We start from the raw sequence: 23,273 nt of genomic DNA, 5'->3' as shown, positions 1-23,273 counted from the left end.
CTGTTGGCCATGGCGGCCGGGATCTGGCATAACTGGAAGATTGACGCCCCGCGCAAGCGTTCGCTGGTCTCGTATGACCACTGATTCCGCGGGGCCATCATTAGGAATTAATCATCTAGGATCGACACATGACAGAAAATTCCGTTCCTGAGCTGCCTCCCGTCAATGCAGAAGCTGCTGAACAGATGTGGTTTGAGTATCTAGAGAGCAAAGGGATTCCGCGGGCCGATGCACCGCACCATGTCGCCGAATCCTTCGGAGACCATCCTGCGCTTGCCGATGAGCTTTTGAATGAAATGCTGCACGGAACCAAGCGAGCGACTTCGTCTCTGGCTAGCGACTACGTCTATTACAACGAACGTGTCCCGCAACCGGAAGACCACTGCATTGTTTGCGATGGGCAAGGGCAGCCGCGGGCGATTTTGCGAGTGCTCTCCGTCGAGCGCTCCTCATTCTTCGAGGTAGACGCGCAGTTTGCCGCGGCCGAGGGCGAGGGGGATCTCTCGCTGGAATACTGGCGCGCAGAACATGAAAAATTCTGGCGCCGTACGCAGAAATCCATAGGAATTGATTGGAAACCTGAAGACACCGGCAAAGCCGGGGGAGAACTGATCTTGGAGCGTTTTGAAATTTGCTGGCCAGAAGCACATGCCGACTAGCCGGCCGAACTTCGTCACGTGCGCCTGCTGCCAAGAATGCGCTGGCGTAGGGTGGGGACAGGGGGCTTCCCGTGAACGAAGCCCGGTCAAGAAAGGTTGAACATGTCGATTGTCGTCATCAATGTCCTGTCGGTTCCCGGCGAAGCTGGGCCGGAGCTGGAAAAGCGTTTCGCTGCCCGCAAGCATGCGGTGGATTCCTCGCCAGGCTTCGAAGGGTTCAAGCTGCTTCGCCCGGTCAATGGTGGAGACAAGTACTTCGTGTACACCCAGTGGGCAACCCGCGAGGACTTCGAGAACTGGCGTACGCAGCGCGCTGACGCGGCGCATGCTGGCAGCGATGCCAAGAAGCCAGTGGCCACTGGCGCTGAACTTCTGGAATTCGAGATCGTCGAACTCTAGGCATTCCAGTACGCAGGAAAACGTCTCGATGCCATCGTGGTATCGGGGCGTTGCCTGCATCCAGGGCCTTTTGCCTACCTTCGCATTTTGAAGCGGCGCCGTGCGGAATCGGCCAGCAACGCAGCACCCAAGGCGATGCAAAGCAGTGCGCCGATCAAGAAGGTCATGTTGATGCCTTCGGGACTGGCCTCGCCATTGAACCCAGGATGGGTGGCGATAATGGCGGCGGAAATCGCCGTGCCGAAGGAGGACCCCACGGTACGCAGCACCTGGTTGAAACTCACCGAGCTGCCTAGCTCCTTGGTTGCCACGCTGCGGGCGATCAACGCCGGCATGGCCGCATAGCTTGCGCCCATGCCGATGCCGAATACCAGCATGCTCAGCAAGATCTCCCAGAGCGCGGAGTGGAGCAACCAGAGCATGGTGCCTGCTGCGGCCATGATGATCGCTCCAATGGGAAGCATGACCTGGATGCCAACGCGTTTTGCCAGTATGCGAACCGTGCGGTTGGCGGCCAAGCTGCCTACCGAGAGCGGGAAGATGACAAAGCCTGCCCAGAAGACCGGGAGGCTCAGCCCGTACCCGGTGGCCGCATCTGCCTGGGCTACCAGTGACGATACGGACATGCCGATATACAGTGCTGCGCCGAGGGCGATGGCCGAGATATTGGCCAAGAGGACTTCGCCCTGCTTGAGCGTGCGCAGATTGACCAGTGGGTGGTCAAGGCGGTTTTCCACCCGAACCCAGATGATAAGCACTATTGCCGAAAAAGCGCCCAAAGCGAGGGTGGTGGGCGAAGCCCAGCCCCACTTGGGCCCCTCGGATATGGTCAGCAGCAGGGAAGCGAGCCCCAACGCCAGCAAGCCGGAGCCGATGTAGTCGAAGGGACGTTTCTCGGCGTTGGTATCGGGGCCTGCAGGAACTACCTTCCACACCACGCAGAGGGTGGCCAGCACGAATGCCGCACCAAACCAGAAAGCGTAGGAGTAGTCGAAAATGCCGGCGATGATGCCGGTCAATGGATAGCCTATGCCGATTCCAGAAGCTACCGTCACCGACAGGGTGGAGATGGTGTTTTGCACGTGCTCGGCCGCTACATAGCGCCTGGCGATGGCGATAGTGACCGGAACAATGCCGTAGGACAGTCCCTGGAGCACGCGTCCGGCCAGGAACACGCCAAAGGCCGGTGCGGACGCTGCCATGATCGAACCCAGGAACATGGCCGCCAACGAGGCGAGCAGCAGCCGCTTCTTATGCGGTCCATCGCTGAGGCGTCCCATGATGGGTGTTGCCACGGCGCCGGCCAGGAGATTCACGGTGAGGATCCACTGGGCGGCGGCAATATCGACATTGAACCGCTGGGAAATCGAGGGGACCAGCAGCATGCCCAGCGAGGAGACAATTGCCGTGGCCAGCGCGGCAAAGACCAGTGTGGGCACCAGCGGGCTCTGGCTGGTTGCGCTGCGGCTCATGGGCGGACCGCCGGATTGATCTTCTTGAGCGCGGGCACAGCGGCGCGGATCAGGGAAAGGTCCTCGCCGCTCAGGTTATCGTCCATGGCTTGCATCAGCGCGGTCCGGCCAAGCTGGATTTCATTCTCCAGCTTCTGGCGGCCCGCCTCGGTGAGCTGGAACCAGAGCTTGCGGCGGTCGGATTCATCGCGATGCCGCTCGATCAGCCCGAGGCCTTCCAATTCCTTGGTCGTCAGCGAGATGGCTTGCTGGCTGACGCCGATGGCCTGGCTCATGTTGGTGGCACTGGCCCGGCCTTCGGTGGCCAAGGCATGCAGGATGCCCAGTTTGCCAGGGGAAATGGACCGCGCCGTGCGAATCAGGTTCAGCAGTGGCGAGAGCGCCTCGAACATCTGCTGGGGAAGGTCTGCGGGCTGGGGATCAATTTCCATAGCTACAGAATACAATTAACTTGTACAAGCGTCTTGTGGAATAGTCGTGAGACTGGGTACTGTCCCCGATCCATCGGGCGCAAAAAGCAGCCCTCGCCCGCAGCTGGTGAAGATGCGGGCGAGGGCTTTCTTGCCTGGCTCAGCTGGTGCGGGGAGCGGCTACTCCTTCGCCTTGACCGCCAGCACCGGGCAGTCGGCCTCGATCAGGATGCGCTGGGCGATGCTGCCCATGAGCAGCTTGCCAACGCGCGAGCGCTTGCGCAGCCCCAGCACAATCAACGTGGCCGCATGCTCCTGCTCCGCTTGGAGGACGAAGTCGGCGGCGTCGTGGACGGTGCCGGCGTGCGGCAGGATCTGCAGCGGAACCCCGAGATCCAGCAGGGCATCGAGGTCGATGCCCAGGTGCTCCTCGGTGATCGGTTCCTTGTCCAGGTTCGCGATCAGCAGCCGGTCCTGGGCCTTGTGGGCTTCGGCCAGTCCGCGCCGTATGGCCAAGCGGCCCGCGGGCGTATCGCTGTAGCAAGCGATTATTGCCATGGTGTTCTCCTAGTGGATCTCGGGATCAGAGCCAGGTGGCCAGCAGGCCCTGGGGCAGGTCGATGGGAAGCAGGGACGGAAGGGCCAGCATCAGGATGAACAGCACCGCCGTGTAGATCATCGTGGTCTTCAGCTTGGCGCGGGCCACGATGAGCAGGAAGGCCGGCACGAAGATCGAGATGGCCGCGAGATATCCCACCAGCGAGGTGAGGATGAGGAACCCCGCCATCCAGCCGAAGGTCCGCAATGCGAAGGACGCATCGCTGGTCCACTTGGGTCCCCAAGCGGAGCCGCGGCCATCGCCCGCTCCGGTGGTTCCCGCCGGGTACCCGCCGTCCGGCGAGGCGCCGGCACCCGTGATGATGCCCGGCTGCCGGGTTGCAGCCATTGCCTGGGTGGCGGAAGGCGCAGTCCCTGCGGCCACGGGGACCGCTTCGGCTGGCGCGGTGAGGTAGGCGGAGGCCGCGATGGCGACCTGCCGGTCCGCGGCCATTGCGGCCTTGCGGGTGCGCAGTTCCAGAGCCAGCAGGATTCCGGACATGATGACCCCGACCCAGCCGACCAGCTGCGGGACAAGTTTCGCATCCGGGGAGTAGCTGGAAGAGAGCAGCAGCGAACCGGCGAAGACCACCAGGAGCACCGCGGCCGCGGCCAGCGACCACACCGAGTTCTTCAGCGGCGCTTCGGCATCCGGAGCGCTGTCCGACTTCGGGTCGTCGTCGGTGCCGAGCTTGCGGCGGGAACGGACCCATTTGAAGACGTTCCAGAGGATCGGCAGCACGAGCACGGCGATGAACACCATGGTTCCCGGGCGCAGCATCCACTCGAAGCCCTCGTACAGGCTGTCGGTCAGGAAGTAGTAGCGCTCCATCGGGATCGCCAGCACGAAACCGATGAGGAAGGGGGCCCGCGGGAAACCGGTGGACTTCAGCACCCACCCGGCCACGCCCAGCAGCACCATGACCCACAGGTCTCCCAGCTGCCCGCCGTCCTGGAAGGAGCCCAGGAGCATGATGACCACCAGGCCGGCGGCCAGGATCGAGAAGGGGACCTTGGTCAGCGAGGACAGCGGACGCACGGTCAGGAAGCAGAACAGGGCGCCGAGCACGGAGGCGATGGCGAAGGCCCAGATGATCATGTACAGCAGGTCCAGGTGCTCGTTGATGATGCTCGGGCCCGGCTGGATGCCGTAGGTCAGCAGCATGCCCAGCAGCATTGCCGAGGGCACGCCTCCGGGGATGCCGAACAGGAAGGTCGGGATCAGGTCGCCGGCTTCCACCGAGTTGTTCGCGCTTTCCGGGCCGACGATGCCGCGCGGGTCGCCCTTGCCGAATTTGCGCTTGTCCTTGGCGGTAGCCACGGCCTGGCCGTAGGCCAGCCAGGTGCCTGCGGTGGCGCCCACGCCGGGCAGCACGCCGGCCCAGATGCCGATCAGCCCGCCGCGCAGCACCTGGGACCAATGGCCCAGCCACTCGCGGATGCCCGAGCCCCAGCCGCCGGTGACTTCGACGCTCTGCTTGTCGCCGCGGCGCTGGCTGGCTCGCGAGGCGATCTCGGCCAGTCCGAAGACGCCCAGGGCCACTGCCACCAGCGACAGCCCGTCGCCCAGGAACAGCGATCCGAAGGTGAAGCGTTCCTCTGCGGTGGTCGGCGCGGTGCCGATCATGCCCACTAGCAGGCCGGCCAGGCCGGCTGTCAATCCCTTGATCACATTGCCGCGGGAAAGCACCGCGGCCAGGGCGACACCCAGCACCGTGAGCATGAACAGCTCCGGGCTGGCGAAGGAGAGGACCAGCGGGCGGGCCAGCGGGATGGCCAGGGTCAGCCCGACCGCGCCGATCAGCCCGCCGGCCATCGATGAGAGGAAGGCCAGGGACAGGGCGCGCTTGGCTTGCCCCTTGCGGGCCATGGCGTAGCCGTCGAGCATGGTGACCGAGGCGGAGGCGGACCCCGGGGCGCCGAGCAGGATGGCCGAAACCGTATCGGAGGTATGCACCACCGCCAGTGCGCCGATCAGCAGGGCCAGGGCCGAGGCCGGGTCCATGCCGAAGGTGATGGGCAGCAGGATGGCCACGGCGGCAGTGCCGCCAAGACCGGGGATCAGGCCCATGACCAGCCCCGAGATGACGCCGATGAGCAGCATGAGCAGCATGCTCGGGTCGGCCAGCGAGGCCAATGCGGCCAGTGCGGATTCCAGCATTGTCTTGCCTCCTTAGTTGATTTCTATTCCGTAGGAATCCTTGAGCAGCGCCGTGACGTAGCTCTTGGTTTCCCCGGTGACGGTGTAGGCGTCTTCGACGCGCTGGGCGAGCTGCTCATCGGCAACGATGGGGTAGCCGCCCAGGATTTCTTCGGCCTTGTCGTTGAAGCCAGGATCCTGCGAGAGTTCATGGGCCGATTCGCGCAGCAGCGCAACGGCTTCCGGCGGTGTGCCCTTCGGTGCCCACAGGCCCTTCTGGTAGGTGTAGGTCAAACCCAGCAGGGTCTTGTAGGCCTGGAGCTTCGGGCCTTCGGGGGCATGCCCGTGCAGCTGCTCGTAGACCTCGACTACGGTCGGCGCGTGGGGGAAATTGGGATCCCGCACGACCGAGCCGTTCTCGTCGAGCTGCCCGAAGGACATCAGCACTGTGGCGGTGCCTTCCTCGGCGATGGGCTCCACCGCCGAGTGGTAGGAGGAGGTCGTGGTGTAGTCGATATCCACTTCGCCCCGCTGCAGGGCCAGGTTCACCGGTCCGCGTCCCTCGAAGCCGAAGGTGGCGGAGATGTCCGCTTCGAGCAGGTCGAAGGCGACCAGCGTGGTCAGGTCCAGGCCGGTGGCCGTGATGCCGCCGAAAACCAGCGGCTTCTTGCGGTCCACCAGGTCCTTGACACCGTCCACGCCGGCCGCGGTGCGGGCGTAGATCACCCCGCCGGTGCCGTTGACCAGCACCGGTTCCAGCTTGTCGAAGGAATAGCGCACCACATCGCGCTCCAGCACCCAGGGGACCACGGTGGTGGCGGTGCTGACCAGCAGCTCGGTGCCGTTGCCGGCCGCCGAGGTGGCGAAGCGGTTGCTTCCGGTGATGCCCTCGCCGCCGGCCTCGTTCACCGGTGCGAATCCCGGATCGCCGGGGATGCTGTGGGCGAATTCCTGGCCCACGAAGCGGGCCCAGGTATCGGTGCCGCCCCCCTCGGCCAGCGGGATGACCAGTTCCAGGGTCTCGCCGGCGTAATCGCCGTCGGCGGTGGTGGCCGGGGGATTGAGCAGCCCGCCGCCGAGCAGGGTGGCCCCGAGCCCCAGCGCGGCGAAAACCGCCACCGAGGCGAAGACCGTGCGGCGCTTGTGCGGCGGCGGGTCATCGAGCAGCTGCGCGGAAGCCGGGGCGAGCGGGGCTCCATCGGCCAGCGCGGCCGTGGCCTGGACTCCGGGCAGGGCGACCGGGTCGAAGCTCAGCTGCGCCTCGGCCAGTTCCCGGGCGGTGCGCGTGGTGCCGACCGCGGTCCTGCCTTCGATCTGGCGCTGCCAGGTCTGGATCTGCCCCGCGGGAGTCTGCATGCGCAGCACCTCGCCGGGGGCCGTGGGCAGCAGGTTGGCGATGGCGGTGCCCGGCTGGCGCGCGGCCATGGTCAGCCCGACGCTGCCGGTGATGGCCAGGGCCGGATGCGGTGCCCCCATGGAGAGCATCATGACCCTGAAGTCGTCCTCGCCGCCAGCGTCAGCGGCCTGCACGATGGCCAGCTTGGGGATGGCCCGCTGCGCGGCCTCGGCGCTGCTGGACAGGCCCATCGCCACGGCGCCGGCCCGGCGGATCCGATCCAGCCGATCGGACTCGGCCAGCGCCTGGGCGGGCCAGTCGGAGAAGTCCGCGGCATCCAGGCCAGCCTGGGCAGCGGTGATGATGACCATCGGCGCGCCGGCATCGATCAGCGTGGCTGAGGCCTCGAAGCCGGGGTGCGAACCGCTGCCGGCGACCTGCAGCGTGCTTAGCCGGTCGCCGGCCGGGAAGAGCTGGCCGGTGGTGCCGCCGGCCGGATCGAGGAAGCCGATCTCCACGGCCTGCCCGGGGAAGGGCACCCCGGGAATGAACGCGGCGGACTGCGTTCCGTCCAGGTTCATGCGCTCGATGAGCAGCTGCCCGGTGTTGGTATTGCGGATATGCACGGTGGCCAAGCCGTCTTCGGCTTCGATCCAGCCGTGCTTGAGCGCGTACGGCGCGATGACTGCCGAGCAGTTTCCGCAGTTGCTGCCCCAGTCCACCACGCCCTGCTCGATGCCTACCTGGGCAAAGGTGTAGTCGATATCCACGCCCGGTTGATCGCTGGGGCTGAGGATGACGGCCTTGCTCGTCGTCGAGCTGCCGCCGCCCACGCCGTCTATTTGGCGCGGGTCGGGGGAGCCGAAGAGGCGCAGCAGCACCTCGTCGACCGTGAAGCCGGGAACTTCGAGCGCACTTCGCTCGAAGACCCAGCATTTGCTGGTACCCCCGCGCATCCAGGTGGCCTTAACCGTGTGTTTCATTGGACGTACCCAATCTATCGAGAACGTAGCGCCTGCGTTAGATGTGACGCCGGGCACTATTGCCTTGTATCGATGATGGGGCAGTTGAAACTTTATTAGTAGTTACATCTAGTGCAACAAGCTGAAGCATCGCTTAATTTAGCGATTGCACTAGGGAAATCCGACAGCGAATGCGGTGGATTCGTCAAGCGGTGGGAGTGTATTTCGGCCAAGCATCCGCCAGAATCCAGCAAATGTGCGCTTGATGCAATATATTGAAGTTCTACTGCAAGGAGGAACCATGCTCGATGCCAAGAGATTGCAAATATTGCTCTCCGTTGTCGAAGGCGGTTCGGTTACGGCGGCCGCCGATGAGCTGTTCTATACCCCGTCGGGGGTTTCGCAGCAGCTGCGCAAGCTCGAAGAGGAAGTGGGGCAGCCGCTGCTGCAGCGCCATGCCCGCGGCATGGTGCCCACCGATGCCGGCCACGTGCTGGCCGGCCATGCGCGGGCCATCTTGCAGCAGATGGACGCGGCCATGGCGGACCTGGACCAGCTCGCCGGCCTGAAGAGCGGAAGCCTGAGCCTGGGCACCTTCCCCACGCTGGGCAGCTCCTTCATGCCGCTGGTCATCAGCCGCTTCCGCAAGATGTATCCCTCCATCAAGCTCGATGTGCGAAGCACCCGCTTGCAGGAGCTCATTGGCCTGCTTGCCAGGGGAGAGATCTCAATGGGCCTGCTGTGGGAATACGAGTGGATGCGGCTCAAGCGCGATGATTTCGAGCTGACTACCCTGTTCACCGAGCCCACGGTGCTGGTGGTCGGCACCGAGCATCCGCTGGCGCAGCGCGAGGAGGTGGACATGGCGGCCACCGCCCACGAGCAGTGGATCGTCCGTGCCAACGAGCATCCGGTCGCGGAACTGCTCGAGCGCACCTGCAATGCCGCGGGATTCTCCCCTAAGATCTCCTTCCAGGCCAATGACTACCAGGAAGCCCAGGCCATGGTCTCCGTGGGGCTGGGTATCGCGCTGGCTCCGAAATCCGCGGTGATGAACCACCATCCGGGCGTCAAGATCCTCTCCCTGGGGCAGGCGGCCGCCTCGCGCAGCGTGGTCCTGGCCCAGCGGAGGGACCGGGTGCGCGCCCCGGCGGAAAATGCCTTCCAGACGCTGCTTGTCGGCATGGGCAAGACCTGGATCGACTAGCCGGGGATCCGGGCGCGGGGAGCCCGGAAAATCGGAGCGTTTTGGGCGGCAGAAAACCCTTGACCTGCGTTCGGGAGGTGCTCTAGGCTTCAAGATAACCTGATATACCAGTCGGATACTAAGGAATCCCGGTGGCCCGGACCATGGTCCTGCGCGCCAGGGAAATCCCGCCGATCGGTGCAGGGATCAACTGCCATGCGTCCCGAGCGAGGGGAAACCCCATTGATCTCCAATGAAACTGTCAGCAGCTATCTCGAGCGGCTTGCCTCGGGCGCCCCGGCGCCGGGAGGCGGCGCTGCCGCCGGCCTGCACGCGGCGCAGGCCGCGGCACTGGTGTCCATGGTTGCCGAATTCACCTCCGGGCCGCGGTACGCAGCGGTCCAGGACCAGGCCCAGCAGATTGCCGAGCATGCCCGGCTGATGATGCGCCAAGGGCTCTTAGCTGCTGAGGAAGACGAACGGCTGTTCGGCGCGCTGGGCGCTGCCTACAAGCTGCCCAAGGAAAATGGCGAGCAGAAGTCGCAGCGCAGCGCGGCGATCCAAAGCGCCACCATCGCCGCCGCCTCGCCGCTGGTCGCCACCGTCGAGGCCTCGATTCAAGTCATCGAGCTGGCCCAGCGCCTGCTGCCCATCGGCAACCGATCGGTCCTCAGCGACGTGGCCGCGGCGGCCGAAGCAGCAAGGGCGGCCCTGGCCACCGCGCTGGTCACCCTGGAAATGAACATCAGCGCCATCAACGACCTCGCCCAGCGCGATCGGCTGGTCCAGGCCGCCAACCAGGCCAGCGAGGCGATCGCGCGAGCCGAAGAGCTCAGCGCGCAGGCCCGTACGGCGGTGGCAGCATGACGGCACGCAATCTAGCCGGGCAGCCGGTGGCCGAAGCGATCCGCACCCGCACTGCGGACCTGGTAATGCGCCTGGCCGGCGAGGGGATCACCGCACGGATCGCGGTCGTGCTGGCCACCGATAACGAGGCCACCGCCTGGTATGTGCGCTCGATCGAACGGGCCGCCGCGCAGCTGGGGGTGGACTGCCAGGTCGTGGACCTGACCGGTTCCGGCCAGGAGCAGCTGGCCGCAGCGATCACCGACTTGAACGAGGACAGCTCGGTGCATGGAATCATCTTGCAGACCCCCTTGCCGGCCTCGGTGGATGCCGCCGCGATGGTGGCGCTGATCGATCCGGCCAAGGATATCGACGGGGCGAACCCGCTGAGCCTGGGCCGGCTCAGCGTCGGCCAGCCGGCCTTTGCCCCGGCCACCGCACGCTCGGTCATCGAGATCCTGGAGCACTACCGGATCCCCCTGTCCGGGCAGCATGTCGCGGTGGTCGGACGCTCCGCGGTGGTGGGCAAGCCGCTGGCCCAGCTGCTGCTCCAGCGCGATGCCACGGTGAGCATCTGCCATTCGAAGACCGCCGATCTTGCCCACTTCACGAAGTCCGCCTCGGTGGTCGTCATGGCCGTGGGCAAGGCGAACCTGCTCACCGGCAACGAGGCGGATGAAACCTCCGTGGTGATCGATGTCGGAACCAACGTCAACGCCGAAGGCAAGCTGGTGGGAGACGTCCACGCAGCATCGGTGCGCCCGTTGGTGCGGGCCCTGAGCCCTGTTCCCGGCGGCGTAGGCACGGTGACCACTGCGTTGCTGGTCCTGCATGCCGCGCAGGCCGCGGCGGCAAGCCAGCAGGTGGCCCCGGCGAAGGGAGCGCACATGGCCGGACGCCGGTAGCTGGCTGGCCGGCGTTCCGGGTTCCGCTGCGGGCAAGCCAGCATGCAGCGGAAACCGGAACGCCGGGACCGCAATTGCCAGGGCGAAGCGAACCACGGGTACGGTGCACGCCGGCGGGGAACATGAACTGGGATCTGCCGCCGGCCGGATGCACCACGTGCCGCCGCCGCATCATCGATTGGGAGGTTGATGATTCGGCGGCTTTCTGCGTTCCAGCCATTGGCAAGATCCTGCCCGGGCTGGCAGCCGGCTGATCGTGCCGGTGTTCCCGCGCTGAACATGCACACCCTATTTATGCGTCCAACTGGGCCGCAGTTTGTTCTCACGTATGGCGCTGGATTTGGAGACCGGAGGCGGCCTGACTGGCTGTGAGTGCGGTTAAAATGATCCTGTGTCGAACCCGATTTCGGCAAGGGCCTGCAGCAGATCCTCTGCAAGGAATGCTGTCGAGAGAGCAACCTGCTGTGGATCGCCGAGGCCGGATTCTGCGCGGCCGGCCATGATCGAACCCGGCGCGTTCGGACCTTCTGCAAAGTTCAACTCCAAGGACTGCAAAGCTTCGATGGTTGTTTCGCGGCTGACGCTGTCGTCCAGGAGCTGGGCGAATCGATCGCGCAGTTCCGTAGTTTCGATACTCCGCAGAATTCGGTAGGAGTCGTGTGCATCTTTGTCATTTAGGCGTGTCGGAGTGTCGAGCCTTTCGGTGATTTTGTGGATCTTGGCAACCAAGAGTGCTGCGGGGCCCGCAACTTTTGCAGGAATGCAGCGTGTATCCTGTGCGTCCTGAGCGCCAATCTCCATAACATCAAAGTCGACGGTGGTTGCTTCTATGCCTCTGGCCTTTCGGGCAGAGAGCTGGTCATGCGGGGGTATGCGCACGCTGCGACGGCCTGATCCCGCAAATTGTTCTGGGACCATCAGGTCAACGGGGATTCCGTCCTTGTCCAGCCATGCACCGGGCTGCGAGCCGGGGAGAAAGCCTGCGCGACGCATGGCTTGCTCCAAAAGGGGATTGTCGCGAAGGAGTCGGGGGTCAAGGGAGAGATCGCTATCCTTGGTCGCTGGTGCAAGAGCGACATCTAGGTCACCGGTGCGCAAGTAGACAGCCTGTGCGCCAATCACGATCAAGGCTTCCCGTTGCTCTTCAAGGGCTTCAAGCGCATTGAGCAAGGCTTCGCGCGCATGGATCAAAAGGTTCTCAGAATTAGCGCCAGTCCGACTCATGGTTTACCATCCAATCGATTAATTCTTCGGCTTCGCTAGGTGCTCGGCCGGGGCCAGTTAGGAGGTCCGCGGCTACCTGCGCTGGAGCTACTACAGATAGTCCGTCCTCGCGTTGAAGAGAATTTCGTGTGAGCGAAGGGTAAGCGGCTTCAGCAAGCAGGACATTTGCACCGGTGTCTGTGGCACGCAGGCCCCATCGCTTGGCTATTTCAGTTGTGTTCTGCGTGTAAGCCATAAGCGATCGTGCTGGTGCGTAAGATGCCCAAGTAGCCGCTGCAACGGAGCCCGTGATCGCGTATGTTTCGGGGTTTGTGTTGCGCGCGGCACTGATTACGCTATCGATTCCACGGGGGGCGATCCAACTGGAGACCGTGTTGGTTGTTAGGAATCCGTAGTCTGCGGACCAGCGGCGCAGAATGGCTGACCAGTCCGGAACGGATATGCTGGCATCGCTATTTCGCAAGAGGAGATCTTCTGATTCCAAAAACTCCACGACTCGGTAGACGGAGCCGGTCGATGCTTGGGCAGAAGCAATGAGTTCCCGCATTCGCCACGGACCGGGTACGTCGATCAATGCGCGAACAACCTGTGCTGCAGGAGAGCCCTTTAGTGTTCCACGGGGACGTCCCGGACCCCGCCAAGGGTCTTGATCTAGACCTCGATCTCGGATAAATAGGGGCGGTGCATCTGAACGGATGTACATGTTACCTGTTGCATCAACGAATGATATTCCGGCTCCTATGAGTCGTTTGCGAACGGACGCGGAAAGATATCGTGCTGCCAGCAACCCGATATCCCAAGCGCTACCGCTACGCGCAGAGTCAAGTCTTTCTTGCAGTCTCACCACATCCCGCGGCTCGACGACGCTCTTCGTCTCGATTGCGATTTTTGCTGATTCCCCTGATGGTGTCGAGAAGCTCAGGAATGCATCGATTCCAACATCGGGTCCAGCGGCTGGCTCAGGAGTGCCGACGGCCCATCCGGCAGGTAGACGTTCTCGAAGGGCGAGAGGCACGGATTCTAGCAGCATGCGTTCAGTGATGAGGTTGGGAGTGTTCTTCGCTACTGGCATGTTCAGATAATAACATCATTCCGCAGTCGACGGAATATGTTGATTTCCTGAACATGCCCGCATGGCTCGTCGCTGGTTGCCGTAAGGAAACGGCAACACCAGGCATCGGGAAACTCCTAAGTGTCACCACACGGAACGCGAACGGCGAAAGCCTGGGCGCAGTGCGATTCCTGCATCCTATTACAAGGGGAATTACTAGGAGACGCATATATAGGTATGCGCGCACGTAAAAAAGAAGGCCGGGCGGCTGTTCAGGGTGAACAGCGGCCCGGCCTGTGCAGCGGGTGGCGCCTAGCTGGCTGAGGTGGCCAGCGAAACTCCGCGCAACCGGTCCATTTGCGGATCGTACAGCGGGTCATCGACCACGGTCGCGGCAATCTGCTTGCCGAAGTACTCGATCGCCACCGAGTCCCCGGTTTCCACCGAGGTGGGCAGCCATGCGTAGGCGATCGGCTTGCGCACCGTGTACCCGTAGGCGGCGCTGGTGACGTAGCCGGAAGGCTTGCCGTCCACGTATACCGGTTCCTTGCCCAGGACCATGGACACGCCGTCATCCACGGTCAGGCAGCGCAGGCGCTTGGTGGCCGCCGCGGCACGCTCGGCCAGCGCCGACTTGCCCACGAAGTCCACGGTCTTGGCGGCCTTGACCGCGAAGCCCAAGCCGGCCTGTTCAGGTTCGTGCTCGCTGGTCATGTCGGTGCCGAAGGAGCGGAAGCCCTTCTCCAGGCGCATGGAGTTGAACGCCTCGCGCCCGCCGGCGATGATGCCGTGTTCCTGCCCGGCTTCGAAGATCACATCCCAGAGCTTGGCGCTGACATCCGCCGAGGCGTAGAGCTCCCAGCCGAATTCGCCCACGTAGGACAGGCGCATGGCGGTGACCGGGATGCCGGCGATGGAGATCTGCTTGGTGCGGAAGTACTTCAGCCCCTCGTTGCCCATATCGTCTTCGCTGATCTTGGCCATGACCTCCGGGGCCAGCGGACCCCACAGGCCGATGCAGGAAGTCCCGGCGGTGATATCGCGGACGGACACCCACTGGCCCGGGTTGGCCTCATTGAACTTGCGCGCTTCGCGGTCCAGATAGGCGACATCCACATTGGAGTTGATGCCTGCCTGGTAGACCTCTTCGGAGAGGCGGGCCACGGTGATGTCGCTGGTGATGCCGCCGGCATGGTCCAGCAGCAGCGTGTAGCTGACCATGCCCGGGGCACGCAGCATATTCGCCGTGGTCAAGCCCTGGAGCATCTGCCCGGCACCGGGGCCGGTGACCTCCACGCGCTTGAGCGGGGTCATGTCGAACATCGCCACCGCGGTGCGGGTCTTCCAGGCTTCCACCGCGGCAATCGGCGAGTGGAACATGTCGGACCAGTCATCGCGCGCCGGGGCGGCCCACTCGGCGGGCAACTGCTCGAGCAGGGAAGCATTGGCCTCGTACCAGTGCGGGCGCTCCCAGCCGGTGCCTTCCAGGAAGAAGGCGCCAAGTTCCTGCTGGCGGGAGTAGAAGGGGCTGGTGCGCACGGCGCGTGGCTTGGTGCGCGGCTCCAGCGGGTGGCGGACATCGTAGATTTCCACGAAGTTCTGCTGCGAGGTCTCGCTGACGTACTCCTTGGTGGTTTGCACGTCCTCGAAGCGGTTCAGGTCGCAGTCGCTCAGGTCCGTCTTGGAGGTGCCGGTGGCGATCAGCTCGGCCACGGCCTTGGCGATGCCCGGCGCGTGGGTGACCCACACGGCCTCGGCCACGAAGAAGCCATCGACCTCCCTGGACTGGCCCACCAGCGAACCGCCGTCCGGGGTGAAGGAGAAGATGCCGTTGAAGCCGCGCTGGATCTGGGTGTTGCGCAGATCCGGCAGCAGCTCCTGGCTGGCTTCCCACTCGGCGGCGAAGTCCTGCGGGGTGAATTCCAGCGAGGACGGCATCCGCTCGTGGGTAATGTCTTCGGGGCGGTAGGCCTGCAAGGTGTCCAGATCCACCGGCATCGGACGGTGGGCGTAGGAGCCGATGCCGATGCGATCTCCCCACTCGCGGTAGTAGAGGTCGCGGTCCTGGTAGCGCAGGATCGGGCGGCTGGCACCGGCCGGCAGCTCGTTGACTCCGGCCAGCGACGGGGCCGGGGTGCTCCAGGCGAACTGGTGGCCCAGCGGCAGCAGCGGGATCGAGGTGCCCACCATCTTGCCGATGTTCGGTCCCCAGAAGCCGGCGCAGGAGACCACGATGTCCGCTGCGAAGCGCTCTTCGCCGCAGATGACCGCGGCGACCTTGCCGCCGGAGACTTCGATATCGGTGACGATGGTGCGGTCGCGGAACTCGACTCCCGCGGCCTTGGCGCGTTCCATGACCAGCGCGGTGCCCTTGGCGGCCAGGGCCAGCCCGTCGCCCGGGGTGAACAGGCCGCCCAGGACCTTCTCCGGGTTGAGCATCGGGAACTTCGCCAGGCAGGCGGCGGCGTCGATGACCTCGGCTTCGACGCCGTAGGAGCGGTTCCACCCGGCGCGGCGATGCAGGTCGGCCAGGCGCTCATCGGTGGTGGCGATTTCCAGCCCGCCCACCGGGAGGAAGGAGCCGCGCCCGTCGGCGCCCACCAGGCTGGTGAGCTTCTCGATGGTGTACTGCGCGAATTCGGTCATGGACTTGGACGGGTTGGACGAGAAGACCAGGCCCGGAGCGTGCGAGGTGGAACCGCCGGGAAGATCCAGCGGGCCCTGCTCGATGACCAGGGTATTAGTGTGGCCCAGGGTGGCCAGTTCGTCCGCGAGGTTCGCGCCGACGATGCCGGCGCCGATGATGACGATCCGTGGGGAAAGACGGGACATGGGGACTCCTTGAAAGCTGATGGTGTGGTGGTGGCTGGCGCGCCTAGGCGTCGATGACCAGATCCGTTTGGGCAGTGGAGCAGCAAGGCAGGAACTTCCCGGCCTCGATTTCACGGGCGCGGATGCCGCCCTGGTGGTTCATCGCCACCTCGCCTTCGAGCTTGACGACCTTGCACGAGCCGCACATGCCCTCCTGGCAGTTGGCGCCGATGCGCACCCCGGCCCGCTGGGCGGCGCCCAGGATGTGCTCTTTGGAACTGATCCGGACGTTCACCGCGGTGCGCAGGAAGGTCATGGTCAGCTCGCCTTCGCCCACGGTGGGGAAGGAATCGGCATCCGGCGGGTCCTGCGCGGGAACCGTCGGTGCGGCCGGAGGCGGGGTATCCGACTCCTCTGCCACCAGCGACTGGCCGGTGGCCTCGATGGTGCCGGTCTGGTCGTACTCCGGTTCGTACATGCCCAGCTCCAGCGGCTGGCTCTCGTAGAACTCCTCCACCGATTCGGCGACTTCTTCGGCGATGGACCCGGCCAGCGCGATCTCTTCCTGGTATTCGAGCAGCGTCTTGCGGTCCCCGGAGAAGAACTCCATGAACACCGAGGTGTCATCCACGCCGACTTCGCGCAGCAGCTTGGTGGCCGAATTCAGGTAGCCTTCCGGACCGCAGGCGAAGACCTTGCGGCCGTTGGCATCGGGTGCCACCGCATCGATCATTTCGGCGGTCAGCCGCCCGGAGTACCCCTCCCAGTCTGCCGGCTTCTCGCGGTTGCCCAGCGAGTAGGAGACCTTGATGCGCGGATCGACCTGCTTGATGTATTCCAGCTCGCGCCAGAACGGGAAGTCCCCGGGCACGGTGCCGTGGCAGAGCACCACCACATCGGCCTGTCCGGGCAGCGAGTGGATGGTGCGCACCATGGAGATGATCGGGGTGACCCCGGCCCCGGCTCCCAGGAACAGGTAGCGGGCGCGGCGGTCCGAGTCGCCCAGGTGGAAGGCCCCGACCGGGCCGAGCATATCCAGCACCATTCCCGGGCGCAGGTTCTCGTGCGCCCAGGAGGACACCAGGCCCTTGGGATCGCGCTTGATGCTGACATTGAAGGTCCACGGCACGGTGGGCGCGCTGGAAATCGAATAGCTGCGATCCACCGTCTCCTGGCCTTCGCCGTGCACGGGGAAGGCGATGTTCAGGTACTGCCCGGCGCGGAAGGCCAGCGGGGCGCCATCGGCGCGGCGGAAGACGAAGGTCATCAGCCCGCCGGCTTCCTCGATGGTCTGCACGCATTCGGCCAGGAACTCCTGGGGGTGCCATGGTCCCAGCGCGCGGGCTGCGCTCGCCGGTCCCTCCTGCGAGCTGAGCACCCGGTTCCAGGGCATTTCCAGCCCGCGCAGGCGCTGGGCACTGGAGGTGCTGGCGAGCTTTGCGCTGCTGCTCATGCCAGGTGCTCCAGCACGCGCTGGGTGTACCAGTTGATGAACGCCTCGACCTGGTATTCGCTCTTCATGTACGGGCCGGGCTGGTAGGCGGGGCTGGCTGCGCCCTTTTGGCATAGCTCGACGAAGGCCTTGTCCTGCAAGTTGGTCTGCTTCCAGGTGTGGGTCAGCTTGTCCAGGTCGTAGTCGTCGCCCTGGACTGCGTCATCGGCCACCAGCCAGGTGGTGCGCACCAGGGTCTGGTGCTCGTTGATCGGGAAGGCGGCGAAGGTGATCACGTGGTCGGACTGGAAGTGGAACCAGCTGTTGGGCTGCAGGTGCATGGAGCAGCGGCCCAGCCGGAAATCGCGCAGCTCGCCGAGCAGCTTCTTGGACAGGCGGTGCCCGTCGGCGGAGAAGGATTCCCCATCGCCGTCCAGGGATTCGCGGGAGATGCGGATGCCGGCGATGCGGGTGTCCAGCTGCTCCACGACCTCGTAGGGCAATCCGTAGCGGCGGCAGCGTTCCTCCAGGGCCGACTGGGCTTTCTGGTTGCGCTCCCATACCTCTTCCAGGTGCTTGGGAACGGTCTCGTCGCTCAGCCCCCAGGTGGGGAACAGCGAGCAGGCGAGCTCCGGGTGCCCGTCGCAGTGGTAGCACTCGCGGTTGTTCTCCATCACCAGCTTCCAGTTGCCCTCCTCGATGATGTCCTGCTGGTGGGCGACCTTGGCCCGGGAGATATCGTGCGGGGCCAGGTAGGGCTCGAAGATGCCGGCCACCTCGTCGAAGTCCGCCGGCGGATCCTGGGCCAGGGACACGAAAACGAGTCCGGCGTGGACCTGGCCGTGGGCGCGCTTGAGCGCGAAGCAGCTCTTGTCGAACTTTCCTTCGCCTGGGGCTGAGGCGTGGATCAGGTCGCCTTCCGGGGAGTAGGTCCACGAGTGGTATCCGCAGACCAGGTTCCCGGTGCTGCCCGAGGCCTCGGTGAGCACGCGGGCGCCGCGGTGCCGGCAGACGTTGTGCAGCACGTTGACCCCGCCGTCCTCGGTGCGCAGCACGATCAGCGAGTGCGGCCCGTAATCCACGGTGACGTAGTCCCCGGGCTCGGGGATCTCGGCAATGCTCGCGGCAAACAGCCAGTGGGTCCCGAAGATCGCCTGCATCTCGACATCGAATACTGAGGGGTCGGTGTACAGCGGGGCTTCGAGCGAATAGCCCTTGCGCCGGTTGCGGAAGAGTTCGGTGATCTCGGCGAGCTGTTCTTGGTTCACCGACGTAGCGAGCTTCCCACGCGTTGTGCGCGGTGCGCTTACCGAAGCGGTCATCTGTTACTCCTTGGAACACGACGCGGCGGGCGTCCTCTGGCTGGGGTTGCGCGGGCCGATGTGAGGCCGGTCACCGCATGAGTTGAGACTAGGAAGAAATAGTCGGCAAGAAAAGCGCAAGAAATTGAATGAAACCGTGCACAATTGGTGCATGATTGATCCACGCTTCGCCACCCTGCGGGTTTTCTCCTCCACGGGTTCCGTGGCGCGCACCGCGGAACTGACCGGCTACTCGGCTTCGGCGGTCTCCGCCCAGCTGCGCGAGCTGCAGCGGGCGCTGGGCATCAAGCTGATCACCAAGGAGGGCCGCGGGGTGCGGCTGACCTCCGCGGGGCGGCACTTCGTTGCGGGCCTGGACGGGATTGTGACGCAATGGGAGCTGCTTGCGGCCTCCGCGCGCAGCGCCTCGGGGCAGGTGCAGGGGCATTTCGGGCTCGGCGGGTTCTCCACCGCTGCCGCACAGCTGCTCGCCCCGCTGGCCGCGAGCCTGCGAGTCACCCGGCCGGATACCGAGGTGCAGCTGATCGAAGCCCAGCCGCAGCGCTGCCTGGATTTGCTGCTGGCGGAGCGGATCGACCTGGCCGTGATCGTGGCCAGCCAGACCTCCGGCGGCAGCGGCGCCAGGGACCGGTTCGAGCAGACCGTGCTGCTCGATGACCCGCTGGATGTGGTGCTGCCCGCGACGCACCGGCTGGCGCAGCACAAGTCCGTGGCCCTGGAAGACCTGGCCGATGACCCGTGGATCTCGGAATCCGGGCAGTCGGTCTACCGGGCGCTGTTCGTTGCCGCGTTCACCTCGCTGGGGGTCACCCCGTACATTGCCCACGAGGCGGTGGAGTGGGAGACCATGATCGCCTTCATCGGGGCGGGCCTGGGCGTGGGGCTGCTGCCCCGCCTGGCAACCCTGGGCGATGCGGAAAACGTGGTGCGCCGCCGGATTTCCGGGGCCGCCAAGCCCTCGCGGCGCATCGTGGCGGTGACCCGCAAGGGCAGCCGCGGCTCGCCGCTGATCGAGGAATCCCTGGAAATCCTGCAGCGCACAGCCAAGAGCATCATTTCCCTGCGCTCGGCCGAGGAACTGGACGGGTAGCGGCGCGCTGGCGGGCTGCCGGGCACCGATGGATTTCGGTCCGGGCTATTGACATGGATCACACTCCATGGCCAGACTTGGGCACATCCGATTTGGTATCCAACTGATATTTCAAGGGAGAGGTCCGCCATGGGCAACTTGGCAGTAAGCTACGCCGGGGCAGGCAAGGTCGAACTGATCGACACCCCGTACCCCGAATTCGAATTGAAGGACGGGCCCGGGGTCCACCCCGCAAACGTCGGGCGGCAGGTGCACCACGGGGTCATCCTGCGCACCGTCGCCACCAACATCTGCGGCTCGGACCAGCATATGGTCCGCGGCCGCACCACCGCCCCCGTCGGGTTGGTGCTGGGCCACGAGATCACCGGAGAAGTGGTGGAAGTGGGCCGTGACGTGGAATTCCTCAAGATCGGCGACGTTGTTTCGGTGCCCTTCAACATCTCCTGCGGCCGCTGCCGCAACTGCAAGGTCGGGCAGACCGGCATCTGCCTGAACGTCAATCCCGACCGCCCCGGCTCCGCCTACGGCTACGTGGACATGGGCGGCTGGGTGGGCGGCCAGGCCGAATACGTGCTGGTGCCCTACGCGGACTGGAATGCCCTGAAATTCCCCGACCGCGACCAGGCCATGGAGAAGATCCTGGATCTGGCCATGCTCTCGGATATCTTCCCGACCGGATACCACGGGGCCATCGGCGCCGGGGTCACCGTCGGCTCCACCGTGTACGTGGCCGGCGCCGGCCCGGTAGGCCTGGCCGCGGCCACCTCCGCGCAGCTGCTGGGGGCGGCCACCGTGATTGTCGGGGACCTGAACGCCGACCGGCTGGCCCAGGCCCGCAGCTTCGGCTGCGAAACCGTGGACGTCTCGCAGGGAGATCCGGCCGAGCAGATCGAGCAGATCCTGGGCGTGCCCGAGGTCGACTGCGGCATCGACGCGGTGGGCTTCGAGGCGCGCGGGCACGGGCACGACGCCGGGAAGGAGCAGCCTGCCACGGTGCTCAATTCGCTGATGGAAATCACCCGTGCCGGTGGCAGCCTGGGCATCCCGGGGCTCTATGTCACCGGGGACCCTGGCGCGAAGGACGAAGCAGCCAAGGTCGGTTCGCTGTCCATGCGCTTCGGCCTGGGCTTCGCCAAGTCCCACACTTTCGTCACGGGCCAGTGCCCGGTGATGAAGTACCACCGCGGGCTGATGCAGGCGATCCTCTCGGACAAGGTCTCGATTGCCAAGAACGTCAATGCCACGGCCATCGGATTGGACCGGGCGCCGCAGGGCTACGCGGCCTTCGACGAAGGGGCCGCGCAGAAGTTCGTGCTCGACCCGCACGGGCTGATCAGCGCCTGATCCGCAATTGACCGCTGCCCGCCGTGCCGGCCAGGATCTGCTCCTGGCCCGCACGGCGGACTTCCGGCCGACTCATCAGCCCGGCCAACTCGCCGGCCCCGGCCACCTGCAACGAGCAACCCCGGGACCCCGGCTGATTCGGCGCGCCCGCATTCCCCTGCCGGAGCGCCGCCTATTGCCTTTATTGAAGGAAACCGAAATGAAACGCACTGAGCAACCCATGAACGACCTGGTCAGCGAGCTGCACTCGGCCCGCCGGCGCCGGCCCAGAAGATATCTGTCCGCCGGCACCGACTACTGGGTCTTCGGCATTGCCGGAATCCTCGCCCTGGCGTTCATCGCCTGGGGCTTCGCCTCGCCCGAAGGGCTGGGCTCCACGGCCGGGAAGGCCCTGGACTGGGTCATCACGAATACCGGCTGGGTCTTCGTGATCGCCGCGACCGTATTCACCCTGTTCGTGCTGGTGGTCGCGGCCAAGAGCTTCGGGCGCATCCCGCTGGGCAAGGACGGGGAGAAGCCGCAGTTCAGCACGGTCTCCTGGATCTCGATGATGTTCGCCACCGGCATGGGCATTGGGCTGGTCTTCTACGGGGTAGGCGAGCCGCTGTTCTTCTACATGTCCCCGCCGCCGGAAACCGTCGGCGGTCAGACCTCGGCCGCGGTGGGCACCGCCATGGGCACGACAATGTTCCACTGGACGCTGTTCCCCTGGGCCATGTACGCGATTGTCGGGCTGGGCATGGCCTACGGCAGCTTCCGGCTGGGCCGCCCGCAGCTGTTCTCCTCGATGTTCACCTCGATCTTCGGCGAGAAGGTGGTGCACGGTTGGGGCGGGAAGACGATCAACATCCTGGCCATCCTGGCCACGCTCTTCGGTTCGGCCTGCTCGCTGGGGCTCGGCGCGCTGCAGATCGGCGGCGGCATCCAGTCCGCCGGGCTGCTGCCCTCGGTAGGTTCGGGGATCCTGGTGCTGATCATCGCGGTCCTCACCGCCCTGTTCGTGGCTTCGGCCGTCTCCGGGATCGAGCGCGGCATCCAGTGGCTGTCCAATATCAACATGGTGCTGGCGGTGATCCTGGCGCTGATCGTGTTCATCGGCGGACCGACGCTGTTCATCCTGAACGTGATTCCCAATGCGGTGGGCTCCTTTATCGCCGACCTGCCGGAGATGGCATCGCGGACCGCGGCCTCGGGGGATGGCGACATGGCCGCCTGGCTTTCCTCGTGGACCATCTTCTACTGGGCCTGGTGGGTTTCCTGGACCCCGTTCGTGGGCCTGTTCATCGCGCGGATCTCGCGCGGGCGCAACATCCGCCAGTTCGTCACCGGCGTGCTGCTGGTTCCTTCCACCGTCACGCTGTTCTGGTTCGCCATCTTCGGCGGCGGCGCCATCGGCCTGCAGGAGCGGGCCGAGCGCAACGGGGACATGGGCCAGGCGCTGGCCCGGATGGTGGACGGGGCTCCGGACATCGACTTCGACTCGGTGCTCTTCGAGCTGCTGGGCGCACTGCCGTTCCCCGAATGGTTCTCCATCGCGCTGATGGGACTGGCCGTGGTGCTGATTGCCATCTTCTTCGTCACCGGGGCGGACTCCGCCTCAATCGTGATGGGAGCGCTGAGCGAGCGCGGAGCCCAGGAACCCTCGAAGAAGTCGGTGGTCTTCTGGGGCGTTTCGGTGGGCGCGGTGGCGGCCGTCATGCTGCTGGCCGGCGGGGACCACCCGGCGGCGGCCCTGAACGGGCTGAAGAACATCACCATCGTCTCGGCGCTGCCCTTCGTGCTGGTGATGCTGCTGCTGTGCGTGGCGCTGTGGAAGGACCTGAGCCGTGATCCGCTGGTGCTGCGCGGCAAGGTGGCCATGGAGGTGCTCGAGCAGGCGGTGGATGACGGAATCGACCGCCACGAAGGTGAGCAGTTCTGCCTGATGACCAGGGAGAATTCCATTGTGGCGGCACCGAGCCTGCCGCCTTCGGGCTGGCCGGACCAGGTGGCCGGGGAAATGGAAGCCCAGGTGCGCGAAGAGCGGCCGCGGCCCGATACGGATCTGGAGCCCGAGGGCGCCGGACGCTAGCGTCCGGCCCGCGTCC

At 65.3% G+C, this 23,273-nt stretch carries 18 protein-coding genes; 9 read left to right on the top strand and 9 right to left on the bottom strand.

Translation table 11 applies throughout. The features are described 5' to 3' along the window. Positions 1–128 precede the first annotated feature (128 nt). The gene (locus ACRDT3_RS15830; protein WP_431493893.1) at positions 129–659 is read left to right on the top strand and encodes an ASCH domain-containing protein; all 531 of its coding nucleotides are present in this window, start codon (positions 129–131) and stop codon (positions 657–659) included. A 102-nt stretch (positions 660–761) separates the two neighbouring features. Next, on the top strand, positions 762–1,058 hold the full coding sequence (locus ACRDT3_RS15825) for an antibiotic biosynthesis monooxygenase family protein (RefSeq protein ID WP_431493892.1): 297 nt from the start codon (positions 762–764) through the stop codon (positions 1,056–1,058). A 74-nt stretch (positions 1,059–1,132) separates the two neighbouring features. Here the strand turns inward: ACRDT3_RS15825 and ACRDT3_RS15820 are convergent, their stop codons facing one another. The 5 genes from ACRDT3_RS15820 to ACRDT3_RS15800 all read right to left on the bottom strand — a co-directional run bounded on the left by ACRDT3_RS15820 (position 1,133) and on the right by ACRDT3_RS15800 (position 7,996). Then, positions 1,133–2,530: an MFS transporter gene (locus ACRDT3_RS15820; protein WP_431493891.1), complete on the bottom strand. Its 1,398-nt coding sequence runs from the start codon at positions 2,528–2,530 to the stop codon at positions 1,133–1,135. Next, positions 2,527–2,961 carry a MarR family transcriptional regulator gene (locus ACRDT3_RS15815; protein ID WP_431493890.1) on the bottom strand — a complete coding sequence of 145 codons (435 nt, stop codon included), beginning with the start codon at positions 2,959–2,961 and terminating at the stop codon, positions 2,527–2,529. The genes ACRDT3_RS15820 and ACRDT3_RS15815 overlap by 4 nt, the downstream gene beginning before the upstream one ends. A gap of 159 nt (positions 2,962–3,120) precedes the next feature. Further along, positions 3,121–3,498 carry a universal stress protein gene (locus tag ACRDT3_RS15810; protein ID WP_431493889.1) on the bottom strand — a complete coding sequence of 126 codons (378 nt, stop codon included), beginning with the start codon at positions 3,496–3,498 and terminating at the stop codon, positions 3,121–3,123. A 25-nt stretch (positions 3,499–3,523) separates the two neighbouring features. Continuing rightward, positions 3,524–5,698: a tripartite tricarboxylate transporter permease gene (locus ACRDT3_RS15805; protein ID WP_431493888.1), complete on the bottom strand. Its 2,175-nt coding sequence runs from the start codon at positions 5,696–5,698 to the stop codon at positions 3,524–3,526. Between the two features lie 12 nt (positions 5,699–5,710). Then, complete coding sequence (locus ACRDT3_RS15800; protein ID WP_431493887.1) at positions 5,711–7,996, bottom strand: PrpF domain-containing protein; 2,286 nt, start codon at positions 7,994–7,996, stop codon at positions 5,711–5,713. A 280-nt stretch (positions 7,997–8,276) separates the two neighbouring features. Here ACRDT3_RS15800 and ACRDT3_RS15795 point away from each other — a divergent pair, with 280 nt between their 5' ends. The 4 genes from ACRDT3_RS15795 (at position 8,277) to ACRDT3_RS15780 (ending at position 11,166) form a co-directional block, all read left to right on the top strand. Next, the gene (locus ACRDT3_RS15795) at positions 8,277–9,182 is read left to right on the top strand and encodes a LysR family transcriptional regulator (RefSeq protein WP_431493886.1); all 906 of its coding nucleotides are present in this window, start codon (positions 8,277–8,279) and stop codon (positions 9,180–9,182) included. 195 nt (positions 9,183–9,377) lie between these two features. Further along, positions 9,378–10,028, top strand: coding sequence for a cyclodeaminase/cyclohydrolase family protein (locus tag ACRDT3_RS15790; protein ID WP_431493885.1), 651 nt, complete (start codon positions 9,378–9,380; stop codon positions 10,026–10,028). Next, positions 10,025–10,912 (top strand): bifunctional 5,10-methylenetetrahydrofolate dehydrogenase/5,10-methenyltetrahydrofolate cyclohydrolase, encoded by an 888-nt coding sequence (locus tag ACRDT3_RS15785; RefSeq protein ID WP_431493884.1) that lies wholly within the window; start codon positions 10,025–10,027, stop codon positions 10,910–10,912. The genes ACRDT3_RS15790 and ACRDT3_RS15785 overlap by 4 nt, the downstream gene beginning before the upstream one ends. A gap of 122 nt (positions 10,913–11,034) precedes the next feature. Further along, positions 11,035–11,166, top strand: a complete 132-nt coding sequence (locus ACRDT3_RS15780) for a hypothetical protein (protein ID WP_431493883.1) — start codon at positions 11,035–11,037, stop codon at positions 11,164–11,166. Positions 11,167–11,290: 124 nt separating this feature from the next. Here ACRDT3_RS15780 and ACRDT3_RS15775 read toward each other — a convergent pair whose 3' ends face one another. The 4 genes from ACRDT3_RS15775 to ACRDT3_RS15760 form a co-directional block, all read right to left on the bottom strand. Beyond that, positions 11,291–12,136 (bottom strand): hypothetical protein, encoded by an 846-nt coding sequence (locus ACRDT3_RS15775; protein WP_431493882.1) that lies wholly within the window; start codon positions 12,134–12,136, stop codon positions 11,291–11,293. Positions 12,137–13,499: 1,363 nt separating this feature from the next. Then, positions 13,500–16,019, bottom strand: coding sequence for a GcvT family protein (locus ACRDT3_RS15770; protein WP_431493881.1), 2,520 nt, complete (start codon positions 16,017–16,019; stop codon positions 13,500–13,502). A 43-nt stretch (positions 16,020–16,062) separates the two neighbouring features. Next, positions 16,063–17,451, bottom strand: coding sequence for a flavin reductase family protein (locus ACRDT3_RS15765; RefSeq protein ID WP_431493880.1), 1,389 nt, complete (start codon positions 17,449–17,451; stop codon positions 16,063–16,065). Next, a complete protein-coding gene (locus ACRDT3_RS15760) occupies positions 17,448–18,752 on the bottom strand; it encodes an aromatic ring-hydroxylating oxygenase subunit alpha (RefSeq protein WP_431493879.1) in 1,305 nt (434 codons plus the stop codon). Before ACRDT3_RS15760 ends, ACRDT3_RS15765 begins: the two co-directional genes overlap by 4 nt. Positions 18,753–18,903: 151 nt before the next feature. On the opposite strand from ACRDT3_RS15760, the gene ACRDT3_RS15755 reads away from it, so the two are divergent. The 3 genes from ACRDT3_RS15755 to ACRDT3_RS15745 all read left to right on the top strand — a co-directional run bounded on the left by ACRDT3_RS15755 (position 18,904) and on the right by ACRDT3_RS15745 (position 23,257). After that, on the top strand, positions 18,904–19,842 hold the full coding sequence (locus ACRDT3_RS15755; RefSeq protein ID WP_431493878.1) for a LysR family transcriptional regulator: 939 nt from the start codon (positions 18,904–18,906) through the stop codon (positions 19,840–19,842). Positions 19,843–19,971: 129 nt separating this feature from the next. Then, positions 19,972–21,186: a formaldehyde dehydrogenase, glutathione-independent gene (gene fdhA / locus ACRDT3_RS15750; RefSeq protein ID WP_431493877.1), complete on the top strand. Its 1,215-nt coding sequence runs from the start codon at positions 19,972–19,974 to the stop codon at positions 21,184–21,186. A gap of 199 nt (positions 21,187–21,385) precedes the next feature. Continuing rightward, positions 21,386–23,257: a BCCT family transporter gene (locus ACRDT3_RS15745; RefSeq protein WP_431493876.1), complete on the top strand. Its 1,872-nt coding sequence runs from the start codon at positions 21,386–21,388 to the stop codon at positions 23,255–23,257. The last annotated feature ends 16 nt before the right edge of the window (positions 23,258–23,273 follow it).

Origin of the sequence: Glutamicibacter sp. (assembly GCF_050701915.1) — a bacterium.
Taxonomy (GTDB): domain Bacteria; phylum Actinomycetota; class Actinomycetes; order Actinomycetales; family Micrococcaceae; genus Glutamicibacter.
The sequence above is the reverse complement of the archived record's forward strand: the minus strand, read 5'-3'. Positions and strand labels throughout refer to the sequence as shown.

Bases quoted from the DNA above. Each gene is read 5' to 3' on its own strand.
- ACRDT3_RS15830 (WP_431493893.1), top strand. From the start codon at position 129: ATGACAGAAAATTCCGTTCCTGAGCTGCCTCCCGTCAATGCAGAAGCT.
- ACRDT3_RS15825 (WP_431493892.1), top strand. From the start codon at position 762: ATGTCGATTGTCGTCATCAATGTCCTGTCGGTTCCCGGCGAAGCTGGG.
- ACRDT3_RS15820 (WP_431493891.1), bottom strand. From the start codon at position 2,530: ATGAGCCGCAGCGCAACCAGCCAGAGCCCGCTGGTGCCCACACTGGTC.
- ACRDT3_RS15815 (WP_431493890.1), bottom strand. From the start codon at position 2,961: ATGGAAATTGATCCCCAGCCCGCAGACCTTCCCCAGCAGATGTTCGAG.
- ACRDT3_RS15810 (WP_431493889.1), bottom strand. From the start codon at position 3,498: ATGGCAATAATCGCTTGCTACAGCGATACGCCCGCGGGCCGCTTGGCC.
- ACRDT3_RS15805 (WP_431493888.1), bottom strand. From the start codon at position 5,698: ATGCTGGAATCCGCACTGGCCGCATTGGCCTCGCTGGCCGACCCGAGC.
- ACRDT3_RS15800 (WP_431493887.1), bottom strand. From the start codon at position 7,996: ATGAAACACACGGTTAAGGCCACCTGGATGCGCGGGGGTACCAGCAAA.
- ACRDT3_RS15795 (WP_431493886.1), top strand. From the start codon at position 8,277: ATGCTCGATGCCAAGAGATTGCAAATATTGCTCTCCGTTGTCGAAGGC.
- ACRDT3_RS15790 (WP_431493885.1), top strand. From the start codon at position 9,378: ATGCGTCCCGAGCGAGGGGAAACCCCATTGATCTCCAATGAAACTGTC.
- ACRDT3_RS15785 (WP_431493884.1), top strand. From the start codon at position 10,025: ATGACGGCACGCAATCTAGCCGGGCAGCCGGTGGCCGAAGCGATCCGC.
- ACRDT3_RS15780 (WP_431493883.1), top strand. From the start codon at position 11,035: ATGAACTGGGATCTGCCGCCGGCCGGATGCACCACGTGCCGCCGCCGC.
- ACRDT3_RS15775 (WP_431493882.1), bottom strand. From the start codon at position 12,136: ATGAGTCGGACTGGCGCTAATTCTGAGAACCTTTTGATCCATGCGCGC.
- ACRDT3_RS15770 (WP_431493881.1), bottom strand. From the start codon at position 16,019: ATGTCCCGTCTTTCCCCACGGATCGTCATCATCGGCGCCGGCATCGTC.
- ACRDT3_RS15765 (WP_431493880.1), bottom strand. From the start codon at position 17,451: ATGAGCAGCAGCGCAAAGCTCGCCAGCACCTCCAGTGCCCAGCGCCTG.
- ACRDT3_RS15760 (WP_431493879.1), bottom strand. From the start codon at position 18,752: ATGACCGCTTCGGTAAGCGCACCGCGCACAACGCGTGGGAAGCTCGCT.
- ACRDT3_RS15755 (WP_431493878.1), top strand. From the start codon at position 18,904: ATGATTGATCCACGCTTCGCCACCCTGCGGGTTTTCTCCTCCACGGGT.
- fdhA (WP_431493877.1), top strand. From the start codon at position 19,972: ATGGGCAACTTGGCAGTAAGCTACGCCGGGGCAGGCAAGGTCGAACTG.
- ACRDT3_RS15745 (WP_431493876.1), top strand. From the start codon at position 21,386: ATGAAACGCACTGAGCAACCCATGAACGACCTGGTCAGCGAGCTGCAC.